Source organism: Paenibacillus sp. FSL K6-3182, from assembly GCF_037976325.1.
Classification (GTDB): Bacteria; Bacillota; Bacilli; order Paenibacillales; family Paenibacillaceae; genus Pristimantibacillus.
The window spans coordinates 3811371-3837938 of sequence record NZ_CP150265.1 but is presented as its reverse complement, the minus strand read 5'-3'; the positions used below and the strand labels follow the sequence as shown (position 1 = coordinate 3837938).

General features: G+C 43.6%; 24 protein-coding genes. 20 read left to right on the top strand and 4 right to left on the bottom strand.

The window, feature by feature from the left end; all coding sequences use genetic code 11:
- Positions 1 to 32 precede the first annotated feature (32 nt).
- The 4 genes from MHH56_RS16830 to MHH56_RS16815 all read left to right on the top strand — a co-directional run bounded on the left by MHH56_RS16830 (position 33) and on the right by MHH56_RS16815 (position 6134).
- Positions 33 to 524, top strand: a complete 492-nt coding sequence (locus tag MHH56_RS16830) for a dihydrofolate reductase (RefSeq protein WP_339202650.1) — start codon at positions 33 to 35, stop codon at positions 522 to 524.
- A gap of 245 nt (positions 525 to 769) precedes the next feature.
- Positions 770 to 2257, top strand: coding sequence for a glutamate synthase subunit beta (locus MHH56_RS16825; protein WP_339202648.1), 1488 nt, complete (start codon positions 770 to 772; stop codon positions 2255 to 2257).
- 255 nt (positions 2258 to 2512) lie between these two features.
- Complete coding sequence (locus tag MHH56_RS16820) at positions 2513 to 3673, top strand: hypothetical protein (protein ID WP_339202646.1); 1161 nt, start codon at positions 2513 to 2515, stop codon at positions 3671 to 3673.
- Between the two features lie 202 nt (positions 3674 to 3875).
- Positions 3876 to 6134, top strand: a complete 2259-nt coding sequence (locus MHH56_RS16815; protein ID WP_339202644.1) for a DNA topoisomerase 3 — start codon at positions 3876 to 3878, stop codon at positions 6132 to 6134.
- A gap of 85 nt (positions 6135 to 6219) precedes the next feature.
- Here MHH56_RS16815 and MHH56_RS16810 read toward each other — a convergent pair whose 3' ends face one another.
- Complete coding sequence (locus tag MHH56_RS16810; RefSeq protein ID WP_076265854.1) at positions 6220 to 6954, bottom strand: HAD family hydrolase; 735 nt, start codon at positions 6952 to 6954, stop codon at positions 6220 to 6222.
- 145 nt (positions 6955 to 7099) lie between these two features.
- Here MHH56_RS16810 and MHH56_RS16805 point away from each other — a divergent pair, with 145 nt between their 5' ends.
- On the top strand, positions 7100 to 7237 hold the full coding sequence (locus MHH56_RS16805) for a hypothetical protein (RefSeq protein ID WP_179089726.1): 138 nt from the start codon (positions 7100 to 7102) through the stop codon (positions 7235 to 7237).
- A gap of 65 nt (positions 7238 to 7302) precedes the next feature.
- Here the strand turns inward: MHH56_RS16805 and MHH56_RS16800 are convergent, their stop codons facing one another.
- Positions 7303 to 7527, bottom strand: a complete 225-nt coding sequence (locus tag MHH56_RS16800) for a hypothetical protein (RefSeq protein ID WP_076265855.1) — start codon at positions 7525 to 7527, stop codon at positions 7303 to 7305.
- 158 nt (positions 7528 to 7685) lie between these two features.
- Here MHH56_RS16800 and MHH56_RS16795 point away from each other — a divergent pair, with 158 nt between their 5' ends.
- The 11 genes from MHH56_RS16795 to MHH56_RS16745 all read left to right on the top strand — a co-directional run bounded on the left by MHH56_RS16795 (position 7686) and on the right by MHH56_RS16745 (position 18276).
- Positions 7686 to 8411, top strand: coding sequence for an ATP-binding cassette domain-containing protein (locus tag MHH56_RS16795; RefSeq protein WP_076265856.1), 726 nt, complete (start codon positions 7686 to 7688; stop codon positions 8409 to 8411).
- On the top strand, positions 8408 to 8920 hold the full coding sequence (locus tag MHH56_RS16790; protein WP_339202641.1) for a GNAT family N-acetyltransferase: 513 nt from the start codon (positions 8408 to 8410) through the stop codon (positions 8918 to 8920). The genes MHH56_RS16795 and MHH56_RS16790 overlap by 4 nt, the downstream gene beginning before the upstream one ends.
- A 15-nt stretch (positions 8921 to 8935) precedes the next feature.
- The gene (locus tag MHH56_RS16785; protein ID WP_339202640.1) at positions 8936 to 9547 is read left to right on the top strand and encodes a DUF3298 domain-containing protein; all 612 of its coding nucleotides are present in this window, start codon (positions 8936 to 8938) and stop codon (positions 9545 to 9547) included.
- 62 nt (positions 9548 to 9609) lie between these two features.
- Positions 9610 to 10215 (top strand): response regulator, encoded by a 606-nt coding sequence (locus MHH56_RS16780; protein WP_339202639.1) that lies wholly within the window; start codon positions 9610 to 9612, stop codon positions 10213 to 10215.
- A 122-nt stretch (positions 10216 to 10337) separates the two neighbouring features.
- Positions 10338 to 11951: an amino acid permease gene (locus tag MHH56_RS16775; protein WP_339202637.1), complete on the top strand. Its 1614-nt coding sequence runs from the start codon at positions 10338 to 10340 to the stop codon at positions 11949 to 11951.
- Positions 11952 to 12219: 268 nt separating this feature from the next.
- Positions 12220 to 12891 (top strand): MOSC domain-containing protein, encoded by a 672-nt coding sequence (locus MHH56_RS16770; RefSeq protein ID WP_339202635.1) that lies wholly within the window; start codon positions 12220 to 12222, stop codon positions 12889 to 12891.
- A gap of 15 nt (positions 12892 to 12906) precedes the next feature.
- Complete coding sequence (locus MHH56_RS16765) at positions 12907 to 13890, top strand: phosphotransferase (protein WP_339202633.1); 984 nt, start codon at positions 12907 to 12909, stop codon at positions 13888 to 13890.
- Positions 13887 to 14810, top strand: a complete 924-nt coding sequence (locus MHH56_RS16760) for a polysaccharide deacetylase family protein (RefSeq protein ID WP_339202632.1) — start codon at positions 13887 to 13889, stop codon at positions 14808 to 14810. The genes MHH56_RS16765 and MHH56_RS16760 overlap by 4 nt, the downstream gene beginning before the upstream one ends.
- Before the next feature lie 15 nt (positions 14811 to 14825).
- A complete protein-coding gene (locus tag MHH56_RS16755; RefSeq protein ID WP_339202631.1) occupies positions 14826 to 15785 on the top strand; it encodes a MoxR family ATPase in 960 nt (319 codons plus the stop codon).
- Positions 15786 to 15793: 8 nt separating this feature from the next.
- Entirely contained in the window at positions 15794 to 16936 is a 1143-nt protein-coding gene (locus tag MHH56_RS16750) for a DUF58 domain-containing protein (protein WP_339202629.1), read from the top strand.
- Complete coding sequence (locus MHH56_RS16745) at positions 16933 to 18276, top strand: DUF4129 domain-containing protein (RefSeq protein WP_339202628.1); 1344 nt, start codon at positions 16933 to 16935, stop codon at positions 18274 to 18276. The genes MHH56_RS16750 and MHH56_RS16745 overlap by 4 nt, the downstream gene beginning before the upstream one ends.
- Positions 18277 to 18325: 49 nt before the next feature.
- On the opposite strand, the gene MHH56_RS16740 is transcribed toward MHH56_RS16745, so the two are convergent.
- On the bottom strand, positions 18326 to 19300 hold the full coding sequence (locus MHH56_RS16740; RefSeq protein ID WP_339202626.1) for a YpdA family putative bacillithiol disulfide reductase: 975 nt from the start codon (positions 19298 to 19300) through the stop codon (positions 18326 to 18328).
- Between the two features lie 207 nt (positions 19301 to 19507).
- Here MHH56_RS16740 and MHH56_RS16735 point away from each other — a divergent pair, with 207 nt between their 5' ends.
- The 3 genes from MHH56_RS16735 (at position 19508) to MHH56_RS16725 (ending at position 23932) form a co-directional block, all read left to right on the top strand.
- The gene (locus MHH56_RS16735) at positions 19508 to 20050 is read left to right on the top strand and encodes an ADP-heptose synthase (RefSeq protein ID WP_076265867.1); all 543 of its coding nucleotides are present in this window, start codon (positions 19508 to 19510) and stop codon (positions 20048 to 20050) included.
- 312 nt (positions 20051 to 20362) lie between these two features.
- The gene (locus MHH56_RS16730) at positions 20363 to 22108 is read left to right on the top strand and encodes an ABC transporter ATP-binding protein (protein ID WP_339202625.1); all 1746 of its coding nucleotides are present in this window, start codon (positions 20363 to 20365) and stop codon (positions 22106 to 22108) included.
- 15 nt (positions 22109 to 22123) lie between these two features.
- On the top strand, positions 22124 to 23932 hold the full coding sequence (locus MHH56_RS16725) for an ABC transporter ATP-binding protein (protein WP_339202623.1): 1809 nt from the start codon (positions 22124 to 22126) through the stop codon (positions 23930 to 23932).
- A gap of 49 nt (positions 23933 to 23981) precedes the next feature.
- Here MHH56_RS16725 and xerS read toward each other — a convergent pair whose 3' ends face one another.
- Positions 23982 to 25076 (bottom strand): tyrosine recombinase XerS, encoded by a 1095-nt coding sequence (gene xerS, locus MHH56_RS16720; RefSeq protein WP_339209624.1) that lies wholly within the window; start codon positions 25074 to 25076, stop codon positions 23982 to 23984.
- Between the two features lie 528 nt (positions 25077 to 25604).
- On the opposite strand from xerS, the gene MHH56_RS16715 reads away from it, so the two are divergent.
- Complete coding sequence (locus MHH56_RS16715) at positions 25605 to 26402, top strand: TerC family protein (protein ID WP_076265871.1); 798 nt, start codon at positions 25605 to 25607, stop codon at positions 26400 to 26402.
- Positions 26403 to 26568 lie beyond the last annotated feature (166 nt).

Genomic DNA, 26568 nt, shown 5'->3' with positions numbered 1-26568 from the left:
ATTTTTAAAAATGAAGAAAGGAGTTAACCATTATGAATATTACTTTGATTGCCGCTATGGATCGCAATAGAACTATAGGAATAGGAAACAAGCTGCCATGGCGTTTGCCAGCAGAAATGGCTTTTTTCAAGAAGATGACGATTGGTAAAACGGTACTCATGGGCCGTAAGACGTTTGAATCACTGCCTAAGCCATTGGTTGATCGTAAAAATGTCGTATTGACTCGTCAAACGGATTTCCACCCTGAGGGCTGTGAAATCGTACATTCGATTAAAGAAGCGCTAGAATTATATACAGCTGAAGAGCTTGTTGTTATAGGCGGTGCTGATATTTACGAGCAGTTTCTGCCCTTCGCTAATCAAATATTGCTTACAAAAGTGGAAGCAGATATTGAAGGCGGAGATGCATTTTTTCCTGCATTCTCTGATTTGCAGTGGAAGCTTGTGGAAAGCGAGAGCAGAGATAGTGATGAAAAAAACAAGTATGCTTTCACGTTTCAAACGTTTATTCGGTCGGAAGTATAGCTTTTTAAGGTAAAACCGAACGTTTGACGAACGATATGTCAGAAAGTGCAAATGATTGTACGCATAATCCATTACCTTCATAAGTACTTGAATGCTAGGATGTTGTAAAATAGTAAACGAGTGCTTTAGACAAAATATTCGTTTTCGCAGAAAGTTCGTTATTGAATATTTTAAGAATTCCCGATATAGTTTTAAAGAGAATCTAAGCAGTGTTAACGGGAAATATGGATGGAGGAAATGCGATCATGTCTACACCTACTGGTTTTATGGAATTTCAGCGCGAATTGCCGGCCGATCGCGACCCGCTAGAGCGTATCAAAGACTGGCAAGAGTTTCATAAGCATTTTTCGGATGAGCAGTTAAAAACACAAGGCGCTCGCTGCATGGACTGTGGTACACCATATTGCCACACAGGCATTGAGCTGGCAGGTTCGGTTTCAGGTTGCCCCGTAAACAATCTCATTCCAGAATGGAATAATTTGATTTATCGCGGATTATGGCGTGAAGCGCTAGACCGTCTGCATAAAACAAATAATTTTCCTGAATTCACTGGCCGCGTTTGTCCAGCACCGTGTGAGGGATCTTGTACGGTTGGTTTAATAGGCGATGCTGTAACGATCAAAACGATCGAACAAGCAATCATTGATCGCGGGTTTGAAGAGGGCTGGGTTGTTCCACAACCGCCAAAAGTCCGCACAGGCAAACGGATTGCCGTTGTAGGCTCTGGTCCTGCTGGAATGGCAACTGCTGCACAACTGAATAGAGCAGGACATACCGTAACCGTATATGAGCGCGCAGATCGCATCGGCGGCTTGCTAACCTATGGTATCCCTACAATGAAGCTTGAGAAACATGTTGTTCAGCGCCGTGTTGATATTATGGCAGCAGAAGGCGTTGAGTTTGTAACGAATACAGAGATCGGCAAAGATATTACAGCTTCTGAGCTAGTTAATAACTTTGACGCAGTCGTTCTTTGCGGAGGCTCGACAAGAGCTCGCGACGTTGAAATGGAAGGCCGCGATTTGAACGGTGTTCACATGGCAATGGATTACTTGAATGGCACAATTAAGAGCTATTTGGATTCGAATCTTGAAGATGGAAACTATATTTCCGCGAAAGACAAGGACGTTATCGTTATTGGCGGCGGAGATACTGGATCGGACTGCGTGGCTACAGCACTGCGTCACGGCTGTAAGTCGGTTACGCAATTCGGCACACATGCGAAAGCGCCGCTAGTGCGAGACAACGATAAAAATCCATGGCCGCAATTCCCGAATGTGTACACGCTGGATTATGCACATGAGGAAGCAAAAGCTCTATTTGGTGAAGATCCTCGCGCGTTTTCTGTACTAACGAAGAAATTTGTTGGCGATGGCAATGGAAACCTTAAAGAGCTTCATACTGTTCAAATTGAACGTACGGTTGATGAGACTGGACGTAAAATATATAGTGAAATTCCAGGAACAGAAAAAGTATGGCCTGCAGATCTTGTATTTATTGCAGTAGGTTTTGAAGGCCCTGAAACGACGCTGATTGAGCAGCTTGGTCTTGCACAAGACCGTCGTACAAACGTAAAAGCGACTTATGGCAAATACAACACTAATGTGGATAAAGTATTTGCTGCAGGCGACATGCGCCGTGGTCAAAGCTTAGTGGTTTGGGCGATTAATGAAGGTCGCGAGGCCGCTCGTGAAGTGGATAAATATTTGATGGGATCATCGATGCTTCCTTAAATATTGGTCGAGAGATAATAAATTTGATGGATGAGAAGCGCCTTAGGGCGCTTTTCTTGCTGAGTATGGGATCAATACTGTCCCGCATGATGAAGGCTGTGATTGTAAATATCAATTTACGGTTAGCGAGAAGGAACAAATAACAGTATTTAAACTTTAGCCGCACATTCAAGAAGAAATTCAAAAACTAAGCTCACTGTCCTAAGGAAACTTGTGGTAAAATCGGATTGAGATGACGCGAAGGGGCGATTCGTCATGGCAGCCGATGAAGCATATGTTTTGTCACCAACAGACGTTCGAAATATTCGAAGTTATGTACAACACAAATACGCTGCGCTGCCTGGGGAAAAACGAGCAGAAATTGTAGCGGATGCGGTCAAACGCATAATACATAAGCAATTACCGAATTTTGAGACCAGCGTTAAACGCTCCGTCACAGAAATGCTCATTAGAACAGCTGTTTTGGAACGGCAAAGACCGGTTAGAGCGGAAGACATTTTTCAAGCCTGTTTAGAGCTAGATCGAACTTCGGCAGAAATATATGATCCGTTCCATGATTGGTTGGAGGAGCAGCTGCTCATAAGCTGCAAGAAGCCTCTCATGCAGCGTGTAATGGACGAGCTCGTATTAAACATGGAGCAATCGGGTGTAGCTTCAAATGAGGCTGAGAATGGCCTTCTGACGCAGCTGAGAGGATTGCTTATTACTGAAGGTGCTGAACCGCGTAATATGACGCAAACTTCAACACAAGCAGAGGTCATTTCACTGCCTGCAACGATATGGAGCAATACGTTAGCACGTAGGATTAGTACTAGAACTTATATATACAGCACATTAAGCGTTCTATTAATTGCAGCTACTTTATTGTATGGCTGGTCTTTAAATTTACCGTCAGACAACAAGCTGCAGCCACCCGTTGTTATGAACCAAGTTCAACCTATTGTTGTCCCTGTAGACGGGCTGCCTATCGAGCTTCGTTATCAAGAAATTGATCAAGCGCGGTTGATCTCATTTTTAAAGACGAAATCATCCATACTAGCTGAGGAGCCTTATTTTGGAGCAATTATAACGGCAGCGCAAGCCTTCGATATTCATCCGGTCGTCTTATTCGCTATAACTGGACAAGAGCAAGGGTTTGTACCGAAAACGAATAAGCAGCATAAAAAGATTGCCAACAATCCTTTTAATGTTTTTCATAGCTGGCAGGATTTTAACACCAATATTAAGCAATCGGCAGAAATTGCGGCACGAACCGTATTTAACTTAAGCAAGGATAGGCCGGCAGAAGTAGATCCGTTTACATGGATTAATCGAAAGTATGCGGAAGACCCGAAGTGGTCGGACGGTGTACGTTCGATTTTCGCCAAAATCATTGCCTATATGGAGAAGCCGGCTATTAACACAGACCTTCCGTGAACCCAATTGGGACAACTCTCCCACTTGGGTTTGCTTTTTTCTATGGAGAAATTTCAAACTTGATATGGGGAAAAACATTTCTTTTTTGCGCGGAAATCTGTAAAATGTTCTAGTGGCTGTACAGTGCGAAACGTTTATTGCTAATTGTGGAGAGCGATAGGCGTTAGACTTTCGAAAAGCTTAATGAAGGAGCGATAATCTTTTGAAGACACTAATCATTGCGGAAAAACCTGATATGGGACGAAATATAGCAGCCGCAATCGATCCTAAAGCAAAAAATCACCGTTCCTACATAGAAGGCGAGCATTATATTATTACGTGGGCGATCGGTCATTTAATCGGTCTTGCAGAGCCTGATGCCTATGATGATCGTTACAAAAAGTGGAATATTAATGATCTTCCCATTATACCGACACAGTTCAAGCTCGTACCGAACAAAAAAACAATCGATCAGCTTAAGGTTATCGGCGATCTGGCAAAACGCAGCAACCTACTTGTCAATTCTTGTGATGCCGGGCGAGAAGGGCAATATATTTTTTCCCTCATCCAGCGCCATCTTAAGTTAAATCAACCCGTTAAGCGGCTATGGATTTCAGACCTAACACCTGAGACGATTCGAAAGGGTTTCGAGGAGTTGAAAGAGGGCGCCGAATATGAGAATTTGACCCGCGCGGCAACAGCAAGAAGCGAGGCGGATTGGCTAATCGGAATGAATGGTTCACGTGCTTTTACAACGAAGCATAATGTGCTGCTATCGGTTGGCAGAGTTCAGACGCCAGTGCTCGCCCTTATATATGATCGGCAGAAGCAAATTGAAGCGTTCTCCTCTTTGAAATTTTTTGAACTGGAAGGACATTTCACACAGGATGAAATGACGTACCGCGGCATGTGGCAGGCCGAGAGAATGACAGATCAAGCAAAAGTTGAGGCCGTTGCGGCAAAGGTTAAAGGCAAGGCTGGACGAATTGCGTCGTATGAAGTTAAGGATACAAAGGAGTATCCGTTTAAGCTATACGATCTTACTCTTTTGCAGCGGGAAGCCAATGGCAAATATGCTTTTTCCGCGAAAAAAACGTTGGATACAGCACAGGCGTTGTACGAGAAGCATAAAGTTATTTCTTATCCAAGAACAAACTCAAATTACGTGACTGAGCAGAACATTCCTGAAATGCACAAAACGTTGAATGCACTTCAAGGTTCCGCCTATGATGATCTCGTCAAAGGGGCTAATCGGAGCCTTGTGCATAAGGGGAATAAATTTATTTGCAACCCGACAAAGGTTGAGGATCACCATGCCATTTTGCCAACGAATCGTAAAGCAAATGGACTCAGCCCTGATGAGCAAAAGCTGTATGATTTGATCGTGCGAAGGTTTTTGTCGCAATTTTATCCAGCTGCTGAATATAAGGTTCACATCGTCTTGACTGAGGTAGAGAACGAAATGTTCAAAACGACGGTTAAGGAGCTTCTAAGCTTAGGATGGAAAGTCATCTATGCTGACCAGAAGAAGGAGAAAGCAAAACCTTCAGCCAAAAGCAAGGATAAGGAAGAAGCAGAGGACGAAGAAATTGAAGTAAATGAACCTTTCTCCATATCAGCAGATGCAGGAATTATCTGTTCGGATGCCATTGTGAAAGAGAAGGACACACAGCCTCCCAAGCATTACACAGAGGGCACACTGCTTAAAGCAATGGAGAGCGCAGGCAAACAAATTGAGGACGAGGATGTCCGAGATGCAATGAAAGATTCAGGATTAGGTACACCAGCTACGCGCGCAGCTACGATTGAGCGGCTGAAAAACGTTGGTTATGTGGAAATGCAGGGCAAAAAAATACAAGTTACACAAAAAGGTCGAACAGCTATTGAACTGATTCGTGGTGCTGGTATTGATTTGCTAACCTCTCCTGAGATGACGGGGTTGTGGGAGCGACGATTGAACGAGATATCCAGAGGAACAGCTTCGGATGGACAATTCATGGAAAATGTAAAAAAATTCGCGACGATGATCGTGGACAAGGTTCGCGTTCAATCACGAGCGGCCAAAACATCATTTGAGAGTGAAGCTCCTGCTTCCGTCAAAGGCACTGGCGGGAAGTCTGGTACAGCGACTCGCACCCGTGCAGCCTCAACTAAAACGGCTGGAGCGGCAAAAAAAGCGGCATCGGCTGCGTCTACTGTATCAGGCAGCCCTACTGTTATTGCCACTTGTCCAAGGCCAGGCTGTGGCGGTTCCATCTTTATGGGGCGCAAAGGCTATGGCTGTTCTCACTATAAGGAAGGCTGTAAATTCGTTATATGGAAAGAAAGCTTTGGCAGGAATTTGACGGATACTCAGGTGAAAGCTTTAGTCGAGAAGGGGAAGACGACTAAGCTGAAGCTTGAGCTTCCGGATGGTACGCCTGGAGAAGGAAAAATAGTGCTTAAAAATGTGGATACTGGAGAACTGGCAATCGAACAGTAGAGGCCATTTTTCTCGCATAGCAAAAACCCGAATTCGTCAGAAGCATCAAGGGACGAATTCGGGTTTATTTGTTTTTGTCATTCCATTATCGATTAACGTACCCGTGAATAGCGCCTGGGACATCCTTTAGATGATCCAAGGTTAAAAAAGCGCCTTTTGGTTCCACTTCAATCTGAATGATGTTATATTCCCATTCGGTTATCGCACGCATATGAATAGCGTGAATACCTGCTGTTAATGCAGGAACAACATCCGTTCGAATGGAGTTGCCAACCATCCATGTACTGTTGCGATCGAAGACACCATTGGACAAAATGGTTTCTAATGCGTCGCTGTTTTTGACACGTCGAATGTAAATGCGGGAATCGAAATAACGCTCCAAGTTTAATTTTTCAATCTTGCGACGTTGAATGGGCATCTCGCCCCCCGTATAGAGATGAAGCTCATGGCCGGCCTCCGCTAGTGAGAACAACGTTTGTTCCATATTTGGATACGGCTCGGTATCGTGCTCATATACACTTAAGCCAAGCTTCCATAGAAAGTTTTCTTCATTTGTTGATCTCTTGCGACCAGTCAAATGAGAGAAGTGAATGTAAGTATCAACAAACGATTGTGGGAAATGCTCGCTTTTAAATCCGAATACGGCTACGCCGGCAATATCGATCTCCATTTGCTTGTCTCGGATGGCTTGTATTGAAACGAGGGGAGAGCTGCCGAACCAAGTGGTCATCGCATCAATAAATTGATCAATGACCAAATAAAAGTATTTATTGCAGTGAATTAATGTATCGTCGAGGTCAAACATAATTTGTTGCTTCATGTATACGATCTCCTTTGCAAAACTTGAAACTGTATGATCAATCTACCGCAAGTGGCAGGGTCGAGTCAATGTAGGGTGTAAGAGAGGAACTGCTTTTACATACATATCCAATAATATCGGCATAATGATAGTGGAGGTGATTGCAATGGCTATCAACAAAAACGGCAATGGAGAATCTCGTCAAAATCATTCTACCTTGCGTGGACAGTCAGGCAAGCTTAAAACCGATAAATTCGCGAAGCGACCTGCGAGCTTAAACGGCATTAACAAACAGCTCCCTTAATGAAGCAAGTTTTTAAAAACACAGAAGGAGAGCTTGAATAGCTTCAGCTCTCCTTCTAATCCATGTTATGCATATTTAAGCTGTGAAGCTTTTAATTGATTCTTAATGAAAGCGATACGTCTGCGAACGTAGAAGTCCTTGCTGGCGCCCTTTAAATCTTTGGGAGTGATCACCTCCTCTGCAACATTATCGATGATAATAAGCCGTCCATCGGCGTAAAACTTAAAAGTTAAGTCGCGTCCAGGACGTTCATTCTCTACATATCGGAAATTTTCGCAGATGTTATTCATGGTGATCAGGCCTCCTTCAAAATGTTGAATTCGTCGATCATTAGAACGTTTGTTCTTGTTTTTATTATACCAAACATTTGTTCGTATGGAAACTGTTTTTTGTTTAACGTAAACTAGATTCATAGAAGCAGTTGCTGCAAACAGAAGGAGAGCGGAAAATGATCAAAGTAAAGAACTTATCCAGACGTATTCCCGGCGGGCCAAAGGTGCTCGATGATATTAGCTTTGAGGCTTATCCTGGCGACTTTATCGCCATTAAAGGTGATAGCGGAAGCGGGAAGTCCACACTTCTTCGGTGCCTAGCCTTGCAAGAAAAGTGGAGTGAAGGCTCCTATCAATTTGATGGCAAAGATATTTTCAAAGAAGGATTCAAAGGCAAGCTTAAAGTTCGGAGAGAGGTTGCTTATGTTGAAGAAAAACCTTTTCTATTCCCGAACAAGACGGGATTAAAAAATGTTATTATCGGTTCAATTTCACAAACGCCTGCTTGGCGGAGATGGACCGGGATGGTACGTAATGATGATTATATGGGTGCAATGGATATGATCGAAAAACGCGGCCTGCTTGATAAAGCACATCAGAAGGCGAGCACTCTTAGCGGGGGCGAACGGCAGCGTATGGCTATTGCAAGAGCACTCGTTCATGGCGCTAAAGTCATTGCAGCCGATGAGCCGGTTTCAGGTCTTGATCCCCATACAGCGGATCAAGTTCTAACTGATTTGAAAGCGCTATGCAAGGAGCAAGGCGTTATTGTGATTGCTGTTATGCATCAGGGGGACTGGGCGGAGCGATTTGCTGATCAAATTCTCGGCTTGAAAGACGGTAAACTTGTTCTTAACGTAAGCGGCAGAAGATTGACTGAACGCGAGAAGGCACTCCTGTGAACGAGATCGTACTACGCCTCATAACAGAAGCTGAGCTCGACGCTGCTATTAAGCTAGAACAAAAATGCTATTCTCCTGAAGCTGCTGCTACCATGGCAGGGTTTCAATTTCGCTATAAGCATTATCGTTCATTTTTTTGGTCAGCTTGGCTTTGCGACCAATTAGTTGGAATAACAAACGGCATCCGTACTTCACAGACTGATTGCGGTGATGAAATGAAGGGGAATCAAGCTGATTTTTTTGAGGGGAACAACTTTTGCATCCTTACTATCGCTGTTGATGCGCATTATCGCGGGCGTGGAATCGGCACTTTGTTGCTGAGGAAGCTGATCGAACAATGTAGTTCATCACATATTGAAACCATTATACTGATGTGCGAAGAGCATTTGATTCCGTTCTACGAATCGGAGCAATTTGAGAGTAGAGGGGTGTCCGCTTCTACGCATGGCGGAATCGTTTGGCATGAGATGAGACGTGTATTGCATACAATGGAGCATCTTACCGAATAGGAAGGTGTCTTTCATATGTCATTTCAACCGCCAGTCGTTATCCAAACGGCAAAAGCTGATTTTCCGAAAGCCGAGCTGTCATTGCCTTATGTGAGCGGAGGCAGAAGCGAAGCTGCAGATAAAAAGATCAACCATACGATTCATCATACCGTGCAGCAGATGGTTCATAATCAAGGCTCGCTTGATGATCCGAGAGCGCAGATGCTAGGTTATTTTGAACAGAAAAATAATCAAAAGGATTATCTTAGTCTTTCCTTGTTCAATTATGCCTTTACTGGTGGAGCTCACGGCTTGACGCTTCAGCAATCGCTGACTTTTAAGCAATCGACAGGACAAACCTATACGCTGGCCCAGCTGTTTAAACCTGGGTCGGACTATGTTGGGCGGATAAGCGCTATCGTAAGCGCACAAATCTTGGCAAGAAAGATTGATACGCTGGAGCCTTTCAAATCCATAAGACCTGACCAGGACTATTACGTAGCGGACCGTTCACTTGTCGTCTATTTCCAGCTATATGAGCTGGCAGCTTATGTGTTTGGATTTCTGTATTTTCCGATATCCGTCTACGAACTGCAAGATATCATTAATGAGGATGGTCCACTTGGACCGATGCTGGTTAATGACTAATTCTGAATGAAACCATTTTCTCTTAGCAGTTATTCAGCCTAAGAACATAAGGAGACAACGCATTGATATATTTTCTCATATTATTCGCAGCAGCTCTAATTGTCGCGGTGTCGTTTGTCTTCTTTCACCAACGAAAAATGGAAAAGGAGCAGCAACGCTCCATCGAAAGGACGCCTGTTTTACCATCCGCGACAGTTACGTCAATATCTACGAATCGAATAGTAGATCAACCCCTTGCTGAGGCAGCTGCAAAAGCAACTATAAGCTCGATGCCTTATTCAGCAGATATGCTCTATAAGATTTTAGTTGTAGATGATCAACCCGCTATTCGAATGATGCTTGTTGAATTGTTTGCTGCGCAGGGTATCGATGTTTATGAAGCTGAAAGCGGCAGTATCGCCTTGGACATTTACGAGAAGCAGAAGCCGAATTGTGTACTGCTTGATTTGAAAATGCCCGAAATGGATGGAATAGAAATTTTGCGCGGGATAAGAATGCTGTCGCCAGAGGTGCCTGTCATTCTCATAACGGCATATGCAGATCCAGACATAATGGAAGAGGCGCTTGCGCTTGGCATTACACATTGTTTTACGAAGCCCTTTGATATCATAGAACTCAAATCACTCGTTTATGGAATACTGGAGCAAAGTTCTAATCAAGCTGAGTGAAAAAATAAAAATCAATCGACTCGCATCTTGATGGATGCGAGTGTTTGTTATGCGCTTTAATCATTCTTCCTTTTGCATGTGACATCCAAACCACTCATACAGTTACGTAGGAGGGTGATTGGATGATTTTATTGCTAGCAGGATTATTAATATTTGCGATTGTCATTGCCGTTATTATTGCCATTGCGTTCAAAGCGCAACAGTCCATTTCATTATCTAAGCATCAGAATCTAATTGTTTATGGCTTGCAGGCGCAGCTGCTACAGGACAAACATGATTTGCATCGTTATGGTTTAGCGCAGCAGCTTAGACGGCGGTTCGGCGGGTTATCATCATTTGGTTTATCGTTTAATGCGCTCGGTTTGATTGGAAGCGCAGCTTTTTTGTTTGGTCCAGCGATCGGAGAGGGGGGGCCGTCGGTTATTGGATTTGGTTTGCCCATAATCGCTTTATTTGCACTTATTTTAAGTGCATCTCTCGCAGAACTCTCATCTGTGACACCAACTGCAGGCGGAATTTATCATACGGCATCCTCATTAGGCGGGCGCTCATGGGGAGTGCGAGCAGGCTGGCTTCAAGCATCTGGACATTTAGCTATGCTTGCTCTGCTAAACTGCGCATGTGCAGCTTTACTGGACGGTTCTATGTCCGCTCGAATAGGTTATCAAACATCGGATTTCACTTTTTGGTGTGTCGTTGCAGTGCTGACTGCTTCCCAAGGTGCTGTGAACCACTTTGGAAACCGGATGTTAAGCAAGCTGCAAGCAGGCGGCGTTATACTGCAAGTATTTATTGCTTTATTCATTATTGCTGGGCTAGCTTGGCTTGCATGGCCAGGCAGCTATTCTCCTGTATTGATGTATCAATTTCAAAATGCACAGTGGAATGGTACCGTGCAGGCGGGATCATTCGTCAGCGGTACGCTCCTTTTGTTAAAGCTATTTATTGGCATGGAGGGCTCAAGCCAAGGATCGGAAGAAACAATTGATCCTCGTGTACGAGCACCGTGGTCGATTTTTTTATCTACTGCTTACACATTTGTTATTGGTTTTGTACTTCTGAGCTTTATGCTTATATCCATTCCATTGTCTAACGGACCAAGCTGGTTGGGAACGTTTCTACAAACGGCAGCTGCTGGCTGGGGCGGCACCAGTATGATCATTATTTTTGTCATTCTATCATTATGGAGCAGCGGACTGCAGACGATGACAGTATGCTCGCGGATTGTATACAGCCTAGCACGTGATGGCGCCTTGCCGCTGAGCCAACGATGGTCTAACGTGTCGGAGCGGCATCAGACGCCGATTCCTGCCGTCTGGTTGTGTGCGGTCATTTCATTAACTATTCTTCTCATTGCTTTTTTCAGCTATAGAGACGATACAATCATTTTTCTTCTAACTGCAGCGATAATATGTTTAAATCTATCGTATGCCATACCGATTGCCTGGAAAATAAAACAGGGGAAGATCCATGCGCGGTTGCATGCATCACCGTGGCATTTGGGCAGCTGGAGTATCCCAATCCATTTGGTTTCCATAGCTTGGCTGCTGTTAACGACGATACTAGCTGCTATATTCATCGATTATCGAGGCTCAATTGCAGCTTTTGTATTTCTTACATTGATCTCTTTCATGGAGCTAAGGTATCGGCAAAAACATGGGATGAGCCTGCAGAGCAGAGTTAATCGTTCACGCAAGGAGCTTTATTTTATGGAAAGAAAATTTCCTTTAAATTAATCTGTATGTCGATGCTGTGGGAAATAATGATGTACTCATTTAGGAAATAGTCGGACTATTTAAAAAACATTTCCCGGGGAAACGCAATAAGTAACAGAAAATAGAGGTTTTCGACAGCCAGTGGCTAACGCAAGTAGAATGTGTCGAAAGCGTTGCTGGTAAATTGAAAATCACAAAAGTTATTGATATAGTTATCTCTCTTTGCCAACATCTCCCTAAGAAGATTATAATAATCAAATGAGAGATCATTATAGGAGGAACGAAGCGAATGACACATCATATAGAAACGGCTAAACTTGTGTCACTAAATATAGGAATGCCGAAATCAATAACACACGGCAGTAAAGAAGTATTAACAGGAATTTATAAGCAGCCTTCACAAGCAACCCATGCTTTGAGCACTATAGGACTTGAGGGCGATGGACAAGGCGATACGATTCATCATGGTGGACCGGACAAAGCGGTATGCGTCTATTTCGAGCAACGATACGCCTATTGGCGTGAGAAATACGAGGAGCCATTTGATTACGGAGCTTTTGGTGAAAACTTTACGCTCTCGAGCTGGACAGAAGGGGATTTGTGCATCGGCGATATTATCCAGGCAGATGATGTGATCCTTCAAGTAAGTCAGCCAAGACAGCCGTGCTATAAGCTGGGGCTGCGGCATAAGCTGCCGGAATTGCCGGGACATGTTCAGCGTGAAGGCTACACAGGTCTTTATTTCCGCGTACTCCAAGAGGGCCATATACAGGCAGGGATGACGTTTGAAATTAAATATAAACATCCGGCCCGTAAAACGGTTATGGAAGCTAACCGTGTCATGTACCGTGATAAAGATGACATAAAGGGAATCAGAGAGCTGCTTGATGTGAAAGAATTGGCTGCGAGCTGGCAGGAACAGCTGGGGGCTCGTTTGACAAGATTGCAGCTTGATCAATAAGGAGGCTTGTCTGTTTTGACCGACACCATAGATTTTACAGCTTATTTAGATGCATATGCGTTCGCCGAGCCTTGTCATATTGAGAGCCGGGAGAGCGGAATGAATAATACGACCCGAATCATTTCGTCGGGAAATAAAAAATTTGTCCTGCGCATTTACAATAACCATAAGGATATTGATATTGTAAGGCTTGAACATGAGGTACTGAACGACTTGAATAAACAGAAGCTAGCCTTTAAGGTGCCGATTCCAGTTCAGAATAAACAAGGCGAAACGATTAGCGTTGCAACAGATGGCACCTTATCGTCATTATTTCAGTTTATTGATGGTGACCGACCGACGGTTTCAAACCCAGCGCATGTTTATGCGCTAGGCGTTACAGCTGCGAAGCTTTCTAGTGCTTTAAGCGGAATAAACCCAAAAGGCTTGCCGCTTTACAGCCCTTATTTCATGTTGGAAAATACATATGCTTTGATGGATGAGGAAGCTTTTTTTGCAATGGCAGAGCTTTCCGTAGATCTTAAAGGTAGAAAATCAAGCTTCATGGCCTTGCACGAGGAGCGTCTGAAGCTGAAAGAGGATTGTAATCAACTTGTCGGGCTGCCGGAACAATGGATCCATGGTGATTTGGTTTTTAATAATACGGTATGTCAAGGCGATGCGATCGTAGGTGTGCTGGATTTTGAATTTACGACTGTCGATGTTAGAGCGATGGAGCTTGCTGTCATTATTGTCGATATCATAAAACCAGATGACCTAAATATAAAAGAGAATGTGAAGCGTTTATTGCAGGGTTATCAGGATACGAATCCGTTAACTCTTCATGAAATTAAGATATTGCCGATATTAATGAAATTAAGATTGCTTGATGTAGCATTGCATTTTGCCATACGCTTAAGAGATAATTTAGATGATGAGGAAATACTTTCCGGCATTATCGATCAGTCAGCATTCGGCTGCCGCTGGATTAATGAACATTGGGAGGATGATTTTTCATGAGTTTAGCCAAAGCACTGGGATACGGCGAGAACGAAAAACTGCTCATTATTAACGCAGATGACTACGGAGTATGCCATTCGGTAAATGTCGGCATTCAGCAGCTGCTGCTAGAACAAACGGTGAGCTCGGCGACGATTATGATGCCTTGCGGCTGGGCGAGGGAAGCAGCGCTATGGAGTGCAAGGCACCCGCAAGTTGATGTGGGTGTCCATTTCACATTTACTAGCGAATGGGATATGTACCGCTGGGGTCCAGTCAACCGCAAAGGAAGCACAAGTTCGCTTGTCACCCATGAAAATTATTTCCCGAAGGACAGTAAAACCTTTGAGCTGAAAGCTGATCCAGAGCAAGTAAAAGAAGAACTTATCGCACAAATTGAAATGGCTTTAGCTATGGGGATGAAACCATCGCATGCGGACAATCACATGGGAAGCTTGTATGGGTTAGCAACCGGCAGAAATTTCTTATCTATCGTTCTGGATGTATGCGCTTCCTATGGCCTGCCTTTCCGTTTGCCGCGTAATTTAAGGCAAAATATTGGTCAAATGGCTTCTCCTGAGCTGGAAGAGCAAGCCAAACAGCTCGGAATGCTGGCGGATTCGAAGGGTGTTGTTATCCTTGATTATTTAATCGGCTTGCCGTTCCACTTGGAGGAGGGTGAAACATTTGATTCACTAAAGGCAAGCATGCAGCAGGTACTTGAGGGTCTGGAACCAGGCGTTTCTGAAATTATTATACATCCGTCTCTTGTAACCGATGAGCTGAATGCTTTTCACATGCAGCCTCTAAAGCGGGGAATGGAGTTTGAATTATTCCGTGATGCTGAGATCAAGAATACGTTGCAAAAAGAAAACATCCGTATGATTCGCTGGAGTGAACTGCAAAAACTACAGCGTGCTCGAACAGGCTTTACAACCTAACGAAGGAGTTGACTTATGTCTATTGAAGCGATAAAACAATTAGCCGAACAATTGAAATCTAATATTGGACGCGTCATCGTAGGCAAAGAGGAAGTTGTAGAACTAATGCTCATCGGACTCCTTACATCAGGGCATGTGCTGCTCGAGGATGTGCCAGGAACAGGAAAGACCTTGCTCGCTAAATCTATGGCCAAATCATTGGCTTTATCTTTCAGGAGAATTCAATTTACACCCGATTTGCTTCCATCGGATCTAAGCGGCATTCATTTCTATAATCAAAAAATAAGCGAGTTTGAATTCAGAGCTGGTCCATTGTTTACTCATTTGCTGTTAGCAGATGAGATTAATCGTGCGACGCCTCGTACCCAATCGAGTTTGCTCGAATGTATGGAAGAGCGTCAAATCAGCATCGACGGTGAAACCAAATATTTGGAGCGTCCATTTATGGTTATTGCTACACAAAATCCAGTGGAGCATCAAGGAACCTTTCCACTTCCGGAAGCACAGCTCGATCGTTTTTTATTCAAAATTAAGATGGGTTATCCGACGACTGAAGAAGGTTTGCAGCTATTAAAACGTTTTAAAGATCATGATCCGCTTGCGGAGCTTGAGCCAGTTGCAGGAATAGATGTCATTCAGAAGGCACAGCAAGCCTATTCAGCGGTGAAAGTGAACGATGACATCCTTCAGTATTTGCTGCAAATCGTGGAGCAAACACGAAGGCGTGAGGAGGTTTCTGTTGGTGTCAGTCCGCGTGGCAGTCAAGCGCTGCTCCGCGCTTCCCAGGTACATGCCATTTTGCGAGGACGTGATTTCGTTACGCCTGATGATATAAAGGCAATGGCGAAGCCGGTCTTGTCCCACCGACTAGCCATTCGCGGCATGCATCGTACAGCAAATCAGGCGGAATCCATTATTGATGACATTATTCGTTTGACGGCCGTGCCTGCTGAAGCAGGCGTTACGGCTCGTTAGGCAGCCTGATGATTTTATTCTGGTTTATATTGGCTGCAATCGTCATTTTGTCACTACAGGGCAAAATATTTCAAAAGCTCGTATTGCGCCGTATCCAATATGAACGGCGTTTTACGAGCAAAACATGCTATAGCGGCGAGCAGGTTGAGATGATAGAAGAGATGGCCAACGCCAAATGGCTGCCGGTGCCTTGGCTGCGCGTGGAATCACAGCTCTCCACTCATCTGCATTTTCAACAGCTTGATAATTTTTCTGTGAGCAGCGGGCAGCTTTACCAGAACCATAAGAGCTTCTTCAGTCTATCGCCATATACAAAAATTACGCGCACACACCGCATTACCTGCGCAAAGCGAGGCTGGTACAAGCTTCAAACCGTCACGTTAACGGGCGGTGATCCGCTTGGTTTAACCCATTCGTCCGCTCAAATTGCGCTTCAAGGGGAACTGCTTGTTTATCCAAAGCCTGCCGAGGTGCCCATTCATGAGCTACCTTATCATAGCTGGCAGGGTGATCAATCGATTCGCCGCTGGATTATCAACGATCCATTCATTATTGCAGGCGTTCGTGATTATCAAGCGGGCGATACGTATAAGCAAATCAACTGGAAAGCTACTGCAAAAACAGGAAGCCTTCAAGTCCATCAGTATGATTTTACCGCGGACCGCAGACTGATGATTTATTTGAATGTGGACGATGTAGAGGGCATGTGGCGAAGCGTAACTGATTTATCGTTAATCGAGCTAGGCATTGAATGGGCAGCAGGGGCAGCTGAAGCTGTCATTCAGCAGGGCATGGAAGTTGGTTTTGCATCTAATATGCCTTTGACCGGCATGATGGAAAGCGTTCACATTGAACCTAGAGGCGGGCATGAGCATTTAATCGTTATTTTAGAGGAAATGGCGAAGCTCGATATTGAACGCACAGAGTTGTTTCATCATTTGTTGGAACGCGAAGCAAGAAGCGGCTTCAGTGAACGAGATGTGCTAATGATTACGGCTTATTGGAACGAAGAACTGGAAAAACAAGCTGAACAGCTTCGCTACAACGGCAATGCAGTCGCAGTTTGGATGCTGACAGATAAAGCTAAGCCAACGATTAGCGATGTTGGACAAGCGATATCAGGTAGCGGCAGAGAAGAGGTGATCGCGTGAATGAGCCCCAAAAGCGATCTTTTTCTTTAAATACCTTAGGTCAAGGCGTTATTGAACTGCTCTTTTATTTGCCCGTATTTATAGCGATAGCTGTTTACTTGCTGCCTGCTGGAGCTTTGTGGCCATGGATAGCAACGATTCCTCTCTGTTACTGGACGGCATCGCTAATCCTCGGAAAATATCCAAGATTACGATACGGCGTGAAGCTGCTTCTAGCTATTGCTATTGGGGCGTTGCATAGCAGTTTGTTCATTATCGCATGGGTAGGTAATGTGGATATCGTCCCTATGGTTGTATGCGGACTTGCTGCTGCTGTAGCAGCAATGAAGGGCATGTCGGCGCAATTGCGCGGATGGTTCAACTCATTTCCCAATACACAGATGCTGATTGGCGTGCTCCTTTATGTAGCTGTGCAGCCGTTAAAAATAATTGCGTTAAAAAAACTGATGGAGTACAACGGTGTTTTAATCGTTTGCGGAATTGCTGCCGTCATTATATTTTTCTTTTTTGCAAATGAGCGGCATTTGAACAGTGAAACAGTAGATTCAGGTAAAACGTCAGCTACTCTTGCTTTCAAACGCCAAAATCGTCTATTAATTATTGTAATCGTCAGCATCATTAGCATTCTTGCTCTTTTCCGCCAAATTCAGAAGATGATTGAGAGCTTCTTTCATTCGATCATAGAACGAATAATGAATTGGCTAAACCAGTCTAGGGAGCAGACACCGGTCGAAGAACCTCCTATTGATTCTTCAACACCTGAGATGCCTTTGGAGGAAACGAAGCCGCCGTCTGATTGGATGCTGCTACTCGAGCAAATTGCGAAAATTATCGGCATCGTGTTAGTCATCATCATCCTCTGCATTCTGTTCTATTTTATTGCTAGAAAGGTAATGCAATGGGTGAAACTGCTTGCTGCTAAATTGCAGGAAAGAGGAGCAGATAGCCGCAATAATGGGGTTGGCTTTACAGATGAAGTTGAAAGTTTAATGACATTAACTAAATGGCGGGAGCAAATGGGAAATAAACTGAAGCAGCTGCTGCCTAAGAAGCGCTCCTTTGCTCAGGAATGGAATGAGCTGCGAACAAATACAGAAAAAATCAGGTTTTTATATGCTCGCTTATTGAGAAGCAGCGCCGAACAGGGGTATACGGTCAAAGAACATATGACTCCGCGCGAAACATCAGAAGACCTGAATACATGGCAGGCTGGCAAGCTCGACAATATGCCTCGATTTATTGAGTTGTACGAAGAAGCAAGGTATGGCGATAAGCAGCCAGATGACCAACAAATCAACGCTCTTAAAAACCAGTTCGAAAAAAAAGGGAATCAAGCTTAACAAGCTGATTCCCTTTTTTTGGTGTATGATTCAAAGCTTAACCATATAATCATTTGAGGCTTAAAATATGTTCGGCAATCTTATGGCCATGATAACGTCCGGATTCGATGAAAATTTCATTTGCTTCATGTCTGGAGGCTACGACACCTGCGAGATAAATGCCTGGAACATTCGTTTCCATAGTATCTTCGTTGAAGGTTGGATACCCTTCTTCTTCAATCGTAACGCCGCTTGTGTTAAGGAAGTTGCGATCGGGATGGAAGCCGGTCAAAGCTAATACAAAATCATTTTCCAAACGGATCTCGCCTTCAGGTCCTAGTACAGTGATGTCATTGTTTTCGATAGAGGTTACAGTTGACTGAAACAGCATGCGAATAGAGCCTTTCGTTACTTTGCTCTGGAAACCTGGCTTAACCCATGGCTTAATGCTGGTAGAATAATCATTGCCGCGATAGACGACCGTTACCTCTGCACCGACCCTCTCAAGCTCTAAAGCCGCATCGATTGCGGAGTTGCTGCCGCCAATAATGGCAACTTTCATACCAACGTAGGGATGCGATTCGCGGAAGAAATGACTAACCTTATCGAGCTGCTCACCGGGAATGCCCAGCTCATTCGGATGATCGAAATAACCTGTAGCGATGATGACATACTTGCTTTGGTATGTGCGCTTCTCGCCAAAACGATCTTCTCCATGCAAAATAAACTGTCCATTCTCAGGCGTAATCTTATTTATCATTTCATAGGCTTGCACACGAACGTTTTTGCGCTGCGCGGCTGTTCTATAATAATTAAGTGCTTCCAGTCTGGAAGGCTTATCGTTAGCCGTTGTGAATGGTATATCGCCGATTTCAAGATTTTCTGGACTGCTGAAAAATTGCATATAAGTGGGATATTGCGAGATTGAATGTACAATGTTGCGTTTCTCTATGACAAGTGGCTGGAGACCAATCCGTTCGAGTTCAATCGCTGCTGCCAAGCCGCACGGACCGCCTCCAATGATGATGGCTTCTTCTTTTTGCATTCGTATTACCCTCCTATACTATAACGAAGCGATATAAATTCTAATATAACGATCATTTTACTGCGAGGCGTACATATTGTGCAAATCTGGATTTATGGCTCTCGTGTACATGCAATATATTATTGTATAATAATGTGTAACCATTCTTATTTGTATACCGGTTCTATGAAACTAGCTTTATTTCACAAAATGATAGGAGGAGATCACATGCGGCGACGTTTTGTAATAGAGGCAGTACTGGTGGCAACGTATGGACATCTTCTTGTACCGAGTCGTCCAATTGATTTTGTCGTTCCTTATTCATCCATAGCTGAGCTGTATGAAATGAGAGACGGTGTTGAACCTGTCATGGATGATCCAGATGATGATGGACATGTAAAAACCAAAATAAATGAACTTATTGCTTTTTTTGAGGATGCTCTTAATCGCAAAAAAATTGAAAAGGCCATGCAAGTGCCTTGGCGAGAAAGCTCTCCGCTCATTCTAAATGATACGATTCATTTTACAGTCGTGCATGCTGTCGATAATGCCCATTATGGCGAGATGTTCGATCCGATCGAAACGGAATTGCTGTTAACAGGGTTGAAGCTGCAAGTCCCATTGCTGTCGGATCAGTTTGAGTTTCAAGATAAGCTGATAGAAGCAGAGGTCCCTGTACAAATTTACGATATTGAAGATTTTGAGTTTGCGGTAGAGGAAGGCATCTCCTCAAGTGACTTTGATTTGCCGAATGAGTCGGACAGGTTTTAAATCTTTTTTTTGTAAAAACCTCTTGCGCAAAGGCAGAAACAGGTGTTAAGATTTGGATGGGTTAGGAAAATATGATCAAATGGATACGAAAAGGGGGGCTCACGAATGTTTTTCAATCAGATTGGAATGAATGTCGAAGGCGTGCAGTTTAGCATGAATTTCCATCTTGTTGTTCAAACATGCCGATCGGGCTGCCTTCGTTCATTGGTGTCAACGCAGCTTTTTTGACCGTTGCACGCTATTATACGAAGATCTCAAGCCGATGATGGCTTGAGGTCTTTTTTTGTTTCCTATAGGGGAAGGGGCAATCCAATGAAAACGCTGTTACGTTTGATGATTTATGTAAGACCGAGTGCCAAATGGGTATTTACAGCGGTTATCATTATGATTTTTGCGACGATATTCGATTTGGTAGCTCCTTGGGTATTAGCCAAAATATTTGACGAAGGAATCGGAAAAAGCAATATGTCCGTCGTGATCGGATTAACACTTGCTTTGGCAGGCATTCAAGCTTTAAAGAGCTTAGGCATGTTTATACAAGGTTATTCTCAAGAGCTGGTCGGTCAAAATGTCGTGTTTAAACTCCGGAAAGAGCTTTATGAGCATTTGCAGCGGTTATCATTTTCTTATTATGACCGTGCGCAGACTGGTCAGCTCATGTCCAGAATGACTGGGGATATTGATGCGGTAAAAAACTTTGTCGGGTTTGGAGCGATGAACTTATTTACTGGCATGCTAACATTTATCGGAACGACGATTTTCATGATGACGATGCAATGGAAAGTAACTTTAATCAGCTTAATTACAATTCCTTTTATTTTGTTCGTGTTATTTCGCTTTAACCACAAAGTAGGACCAGCTTGGTCCAATATTCGTGAACAAATGGGGCGCTTAACAACTACGCTTCAAGAAAATATTTCAGGCATTCGAGTTGTCAAATCTTTTGCAACAGAGTCCGTAGAACAACGGAAATTCGCTGAGCGAAATGAGCAAAATTTCGATACAAATATGGACCGGGCAAGGCTGGAGGCAAAAGCATTTCCGCTCATGGGCTTTTACGGAGGACTCACGTTTGTTTTGATGATTTGGATCGGTGCTATTTTTGTTGCTCGGGAAGAGATGTCGATTGGTACCTTCATGGCGTTTCAATGGTACACATGGGGCATTATTTGGCCGCTGAATATGCTAGGCTGGCAAATTAATATTTTTCAACAAGCGATTAAAGCAGCTCCACGTGTATTTGAAGTGCTGGACACACCGGTTGATATTCAAACCCCTGAACAAGCGATAAATACGGACGGAATGCACGGCAACGTCGTTTTTGATCGCGTAACATTCTTCTTCTCCGATCAGGATTTAGCGAAGGATAAGCCGATATTGGATGAGGTTTCTTTCCAAGTGAAGCAAGGTGAGGTGATCGGTGTACTCGGTGCCACCGGTTCAGGCAAAAGCAGTCTAATTGGCTTGCTTTCTCGTTATTATGATGTGTCCGGTGGCAGTGTACTCATTGATGGTGTAGATGTGCGGGAATATGAGCTTGATGGTCTGCGGCGAAGCATAGGTATTGTACCGCAAGAGACCTTCTTGTTCTCAGCATCGATTAGAGATAATATCGCCTACGGTCATCCGGATGCAACGCAGGAGCAAATTGAGGAGGCAGCACGCAAATCGCAAATCCATTCCTTCATCGAAAGCATGCCAAGCGGCTACGATACGCGAATCGGTGAGCGGGGTGTCGGGCTCTCTGGCGGACAAAGACAACGCGTGGCGCTTGCTCGTGCGATTTTAATGGATCCGCCAATTCTAGTACTGGATGAAGCGACAGCAAGTGTAGATACAGCAACAGAATCAGCTATTCATGAAGCTTTATTAGAAGTCATGAAGGGTCGCACGACATTTATAATCGCGCAGCGGCTTTCCTCGATTCAGCATGCGGACCGTATTATTGTACTCGAAAATGGCCGCGTGGCAGAAGAAGGCACACATAAGGAACTAAACGAAGGCAGTGGCTTCTTCCGTCAATTGTTTGATAGACAGAAGCAAATCGCACATCAATAGAAGAGAGGTGAAAACATGAGTCAAGTGGAGTGGGATATGGATTCTGATGTAGAAGAGAAGCCGTTTAATGGGAAATACATGCGGCGTATGCTTCAATATCTTATCCCTTATCGCAAATTAATGACGTGGGTCATTATTATAGTGCTTATTAATATGTTATTAAGCTTATCCGAACCAATTATTCTTGCGTACATCATCGATAAAGGGATAAACCAAAAAGATTATTCGGTTATCCATGTATTGGGTGCTATTCTGCTGGGCGTTAAGCTAATAGGCTGGTTGTTTAGCTATATGCATACCAGATGGATCAATTTTACAGGACAACGTATTTTGTTTGATCTTCGTCAGCAATTATTTAATCATTTGCAAACCTTGTCCTTTCGTTTTTTTGACGGACGTCCCGCTGGTAAAATTATGTCCAGAATTACGAATGATACAAATGCAATTGGCGAGCTAATCAACGGCGGTTTGATAACGATGGTGATGGAGGTTACACATTTACTTGGCATCGTCATCATTTTGATCTGGATGGATTGGCAGCTTGCTTTGCTCTCATTTATTATGATGCCGCTGCTCTATTTCATCGTTGCAAAGCTCCGTCCAAAAATTGAAGGCTCATGGTCGCGTTCACGCTCAACGATGTCATCGATTAACGGTAATGTGAACGAAACGATACAGGGCATTCGTGTCATTCAAGCCTTCTCACGCCAGCGTACAAATAATGAGCGATTTGAAGGCATAAATACCCGCAACAAAGGCGCATTTATGCGAGCAATTACGTTGGAATCAACCGTATATCCACTGGTTGAAATGATCGGAATGCTGGGCACCTGTATCGTAGTTTGGTTCGGAGCCACGAAGGTCATTGAAGGCGCGCTTACGCTTGGCTTCATTATGGCGTTCATTAATTATTTATGGCGCTTCTGGGGGCCGCTGAGCGCCTTATCCAAGGTTTATAGCCAGCTGTTGTCAGCTATGGCTTCTGCTGAGCGTATTTTTGAAGTGCTGGATACCGATCCAGAGGTGAAAAATAGCAAGCATGCTTCAGAACTGCCGCAGGTTCGCGGTGAGGTTGAGTTTGATAATGTTTCGTTTCGATATGAGGAAAATAAACCAGATGTGCTTCATAACGTTTCATTTCTCGTTAAGCCCGGGCAAAGAGTAGCTTTAGTCGGGCCAACCGGCGCTGGAAAAAGCACGATTGTTAATCTCTTAATGCGCTTCTACGATGCTACTGACGGAACCGTGCGAATCGATGGGATGGACGTCAAGCAGGCAACGCTCGAATCTCTACGTAAGCAAATGGGAATCGTGCTTCAGGACTCATTTATTTTTGCGGGTACGGTAGAAGAGAACTTGCGTTATGGCAACGACCATGCAACAGAGGAAGAGCTGCTTAGAGCAGCCGAGAGCGTAAGGCTGGACCGCGTCGTAAGCAAGCTGTCAGACGGGTATCAAACGCAGCTGGAGGAGAGAGGCTCAAAACTCTCGGTAGGCCAAAGGCAATTGCTCGCTTTCGGCCGTGTATTGCTATCAGATCCCGGCATACTTATATTAGACGAGGCTACTTCCAGCGTTGACATGGAAACCGAGCAGCATATTCAAGAGGCTTTGCACACGCTGCTAGCAGGAAGAACGGCGTTTATTATCGCGCACAGACTATCCACCATTAAGGATGCTGATCTTATTCTCGTCATTGAGAACGGAAGAGTAGCCGAGCAGGGGTCGCATTCGGAGCTGATGAAGAAAGGCGGCATCTACTCCAATCTTGTTCTGACACAGCTGTCTATGCAGGAATCTGTTATTTTGCAAACCAGTTCTTAATGGCATGAAATAAAAAAAGAGGGCAAGTCAGGCTTACGCAAAAAATGCGCTAGCTTGACTCGTCCTCTTTTTTTGTGCGATCGATTGCTTGTGCCATCGTTTTATCTGTTAAATGCGCATAAATTTGTGTCGTTTCCGGCGAAGCATGCCCAAGCTGCTCTTGAGTTTTGTAGATGTCGTTTCGCAGATAGTAGTCCGTGGCGAAGCTATGTCTGAGCTTATGTACGGATAAGTAAGGTTTTCCAAAGCGTTTGGCATATTTCAGGACCATTTCTTGAATTGCTCGCTTCGTCATGCGTGAACCCTCGTTTTTTCCATTAGCAACAGCCAGAAACAAAGCTTTTTCTCTTTTTGGCGCCTTGTAACGGAGTTCCCTAAGAGTCAAATAAGCTTGCAGATCCTCAACCGCCTCTTGGCGAAAATATACAGGAGCTTTAAACGTATCGTCATTTTTACCTTTGCGATATACATAGGAAAGCTTCTTCTTGAGATCGATATCATCGACGTTCAAATTGACGAGTTCAGATACACGCAAACCTGAATGTAGAATAAAGCTAATGATACATGCATCTCTTGTCATATTAAGCTCGTATGCGTAAAGTGCCTGCTTGTTTTTGGCAACATCCGTCCCATAATGCTGTTTAATATAAGCCATAAATTCGGAAATTTCCTCTTCTTGAAGCAGCTTGCCCTCAAGCTTTGCGGCTGTATCCTTTGGCTTATGCGTACGTTTAATCGTAACTTTTGCCATAACATTCCGTTTGAGGAGAGGATAAAACTCCTCATCCTCTGCAATTTGACTTAAATAATGAAATAACGAGCGGAGGGAGGAAAGCTTGCGTGAGATCGTCGTTTTACTGTTTCGCTCCACTTTATGAGTCGATAAATACATACGGAAGCCATCTATACTGTCCATATGCAGCTTTTCCAGTTCAAGCAAAGCTACGTCTCTAATATTTGCTGCTTCAGAAAGACCTTCTGCCATTAACCAGTTAAGAAAGGTTTCATAGTCTCTCATATATTCGACGAGCGATGAAGGAGATAAATCCGGAAGTTTGTAATTAATAAATTTTTCAATATACCAAGGCATCGTAGGAAGTTTCTTGTCGAGCTCTTCACGATCTTTTTGTTTAATAATATTGATGGCGAGTCACTCCTAAAATTAATGGTACGAATAGTTAATGGCGTTTAATAAACATAATAATAATTATGTTAACAAATTGTAATAATAACCAGATGAATAGTTATATTGTAACAATTAGAGTAAGGGGGTACAACGTCATAAAAGAGTAATAGGCAAAAAAAGAATTCTCTACTCAGAGACTTCTTCTCCTTATGACCCTCATACGTTGATTATGGTGTTTGGATGTATAAGAATTTATATAATGGTCACTCTAAAAAAAACAAAATAATATCTCATTTATTTTATTTTTTATTTTTGAAACCCATTAATAAACAGCCCGTATACCTTTTTATAACTTCATCGTGCTTCATTCCAAAGGGGAGTAGCTGCTACAGTAAAGTCGTCATTACGAGAATCTAACGATCTCCGGCTTTATTGGCAACTTAACGTTGTTAGCGAGACCTTTGCCACTAGTCGGCAAAGGTCTATTTTTTGGGTGTAAGCACAAGTTAAATTTACTTAAGCAGAGTCGAAAGGGAGGAATCTTGTATGGATTTTGGTTTGTTAATGGAATATGGATGGGTTCTGCTCATCCTCATTGCAATTGAAGGTTTGCTCGCAGCAGACAATGCACTTGTGCTGGCTATCATGGTCAAACATCTGCCGGAGAAAGAACGGAAGAAAGCATTGTTTTACGGCTTAGCAGGGGCATTTGTTTTCAGATTTGCTTCGTTATTCGCTATTTCCTTTCTGGTTGGAGTGTGGCAAGTACAGGCAATTGGCGCGTTGTACCTATTATTCATTGCGCTAAACCATATTTTCCGAAAAGTCATTTTCAAGAAGCATGTCGATAATGCAACAGAAGACAAAAAAGAAACCAAAAAAGCGAGTGGTTTCTGGTTTACCGTATTAAAGGTAGAAGTTGCAGATATCGCATTTGCAGTAGATTCCATCCTGGCAGCTGTTGCGCTTGCAATGGCGCTGCCAACGACCAATTTGCCGAAAATAGGCGGAATGGATGGCGGTCACTTTGCAGTCATCTTTATCGGTGGTTTCATCGGTCTAATCATTATGCGTTTCGCTGCTTCAGCTTTCGTGAAGTTGCTAGAGCGCAAGCCTGGACTTGAAGTTGCTGCATTCGTTATCGTAGGTTGGGTAGGCGTCAAGCTGGCTGTTGTCACATTGTCTCACCCTAAACTGGGGATCATTCCAGAATCATTCTCCCATTCAGCAGCTTGGAAAATTACCTTCTATGTAGTCCTTGTCTTGATCGCGGTTATAGGTTGGTTCCTATCGAGCGACAAAGAGGAATCCAATGACGGTAAGGTAGCTACAAATAACAACTAATCTATTTTCAATATAAATCAGAAAAAAACTGTTGAGGAAACTCAACAGTTTTTTCTTTTTATTAGCTTATAAATGTTCCGAATTCCTCTATATCACGTCACATTAAACCGTTAAGATTGTTTCATTATATGATTCAGATTTTTGCGATGTTGTAAATTAGTAAATA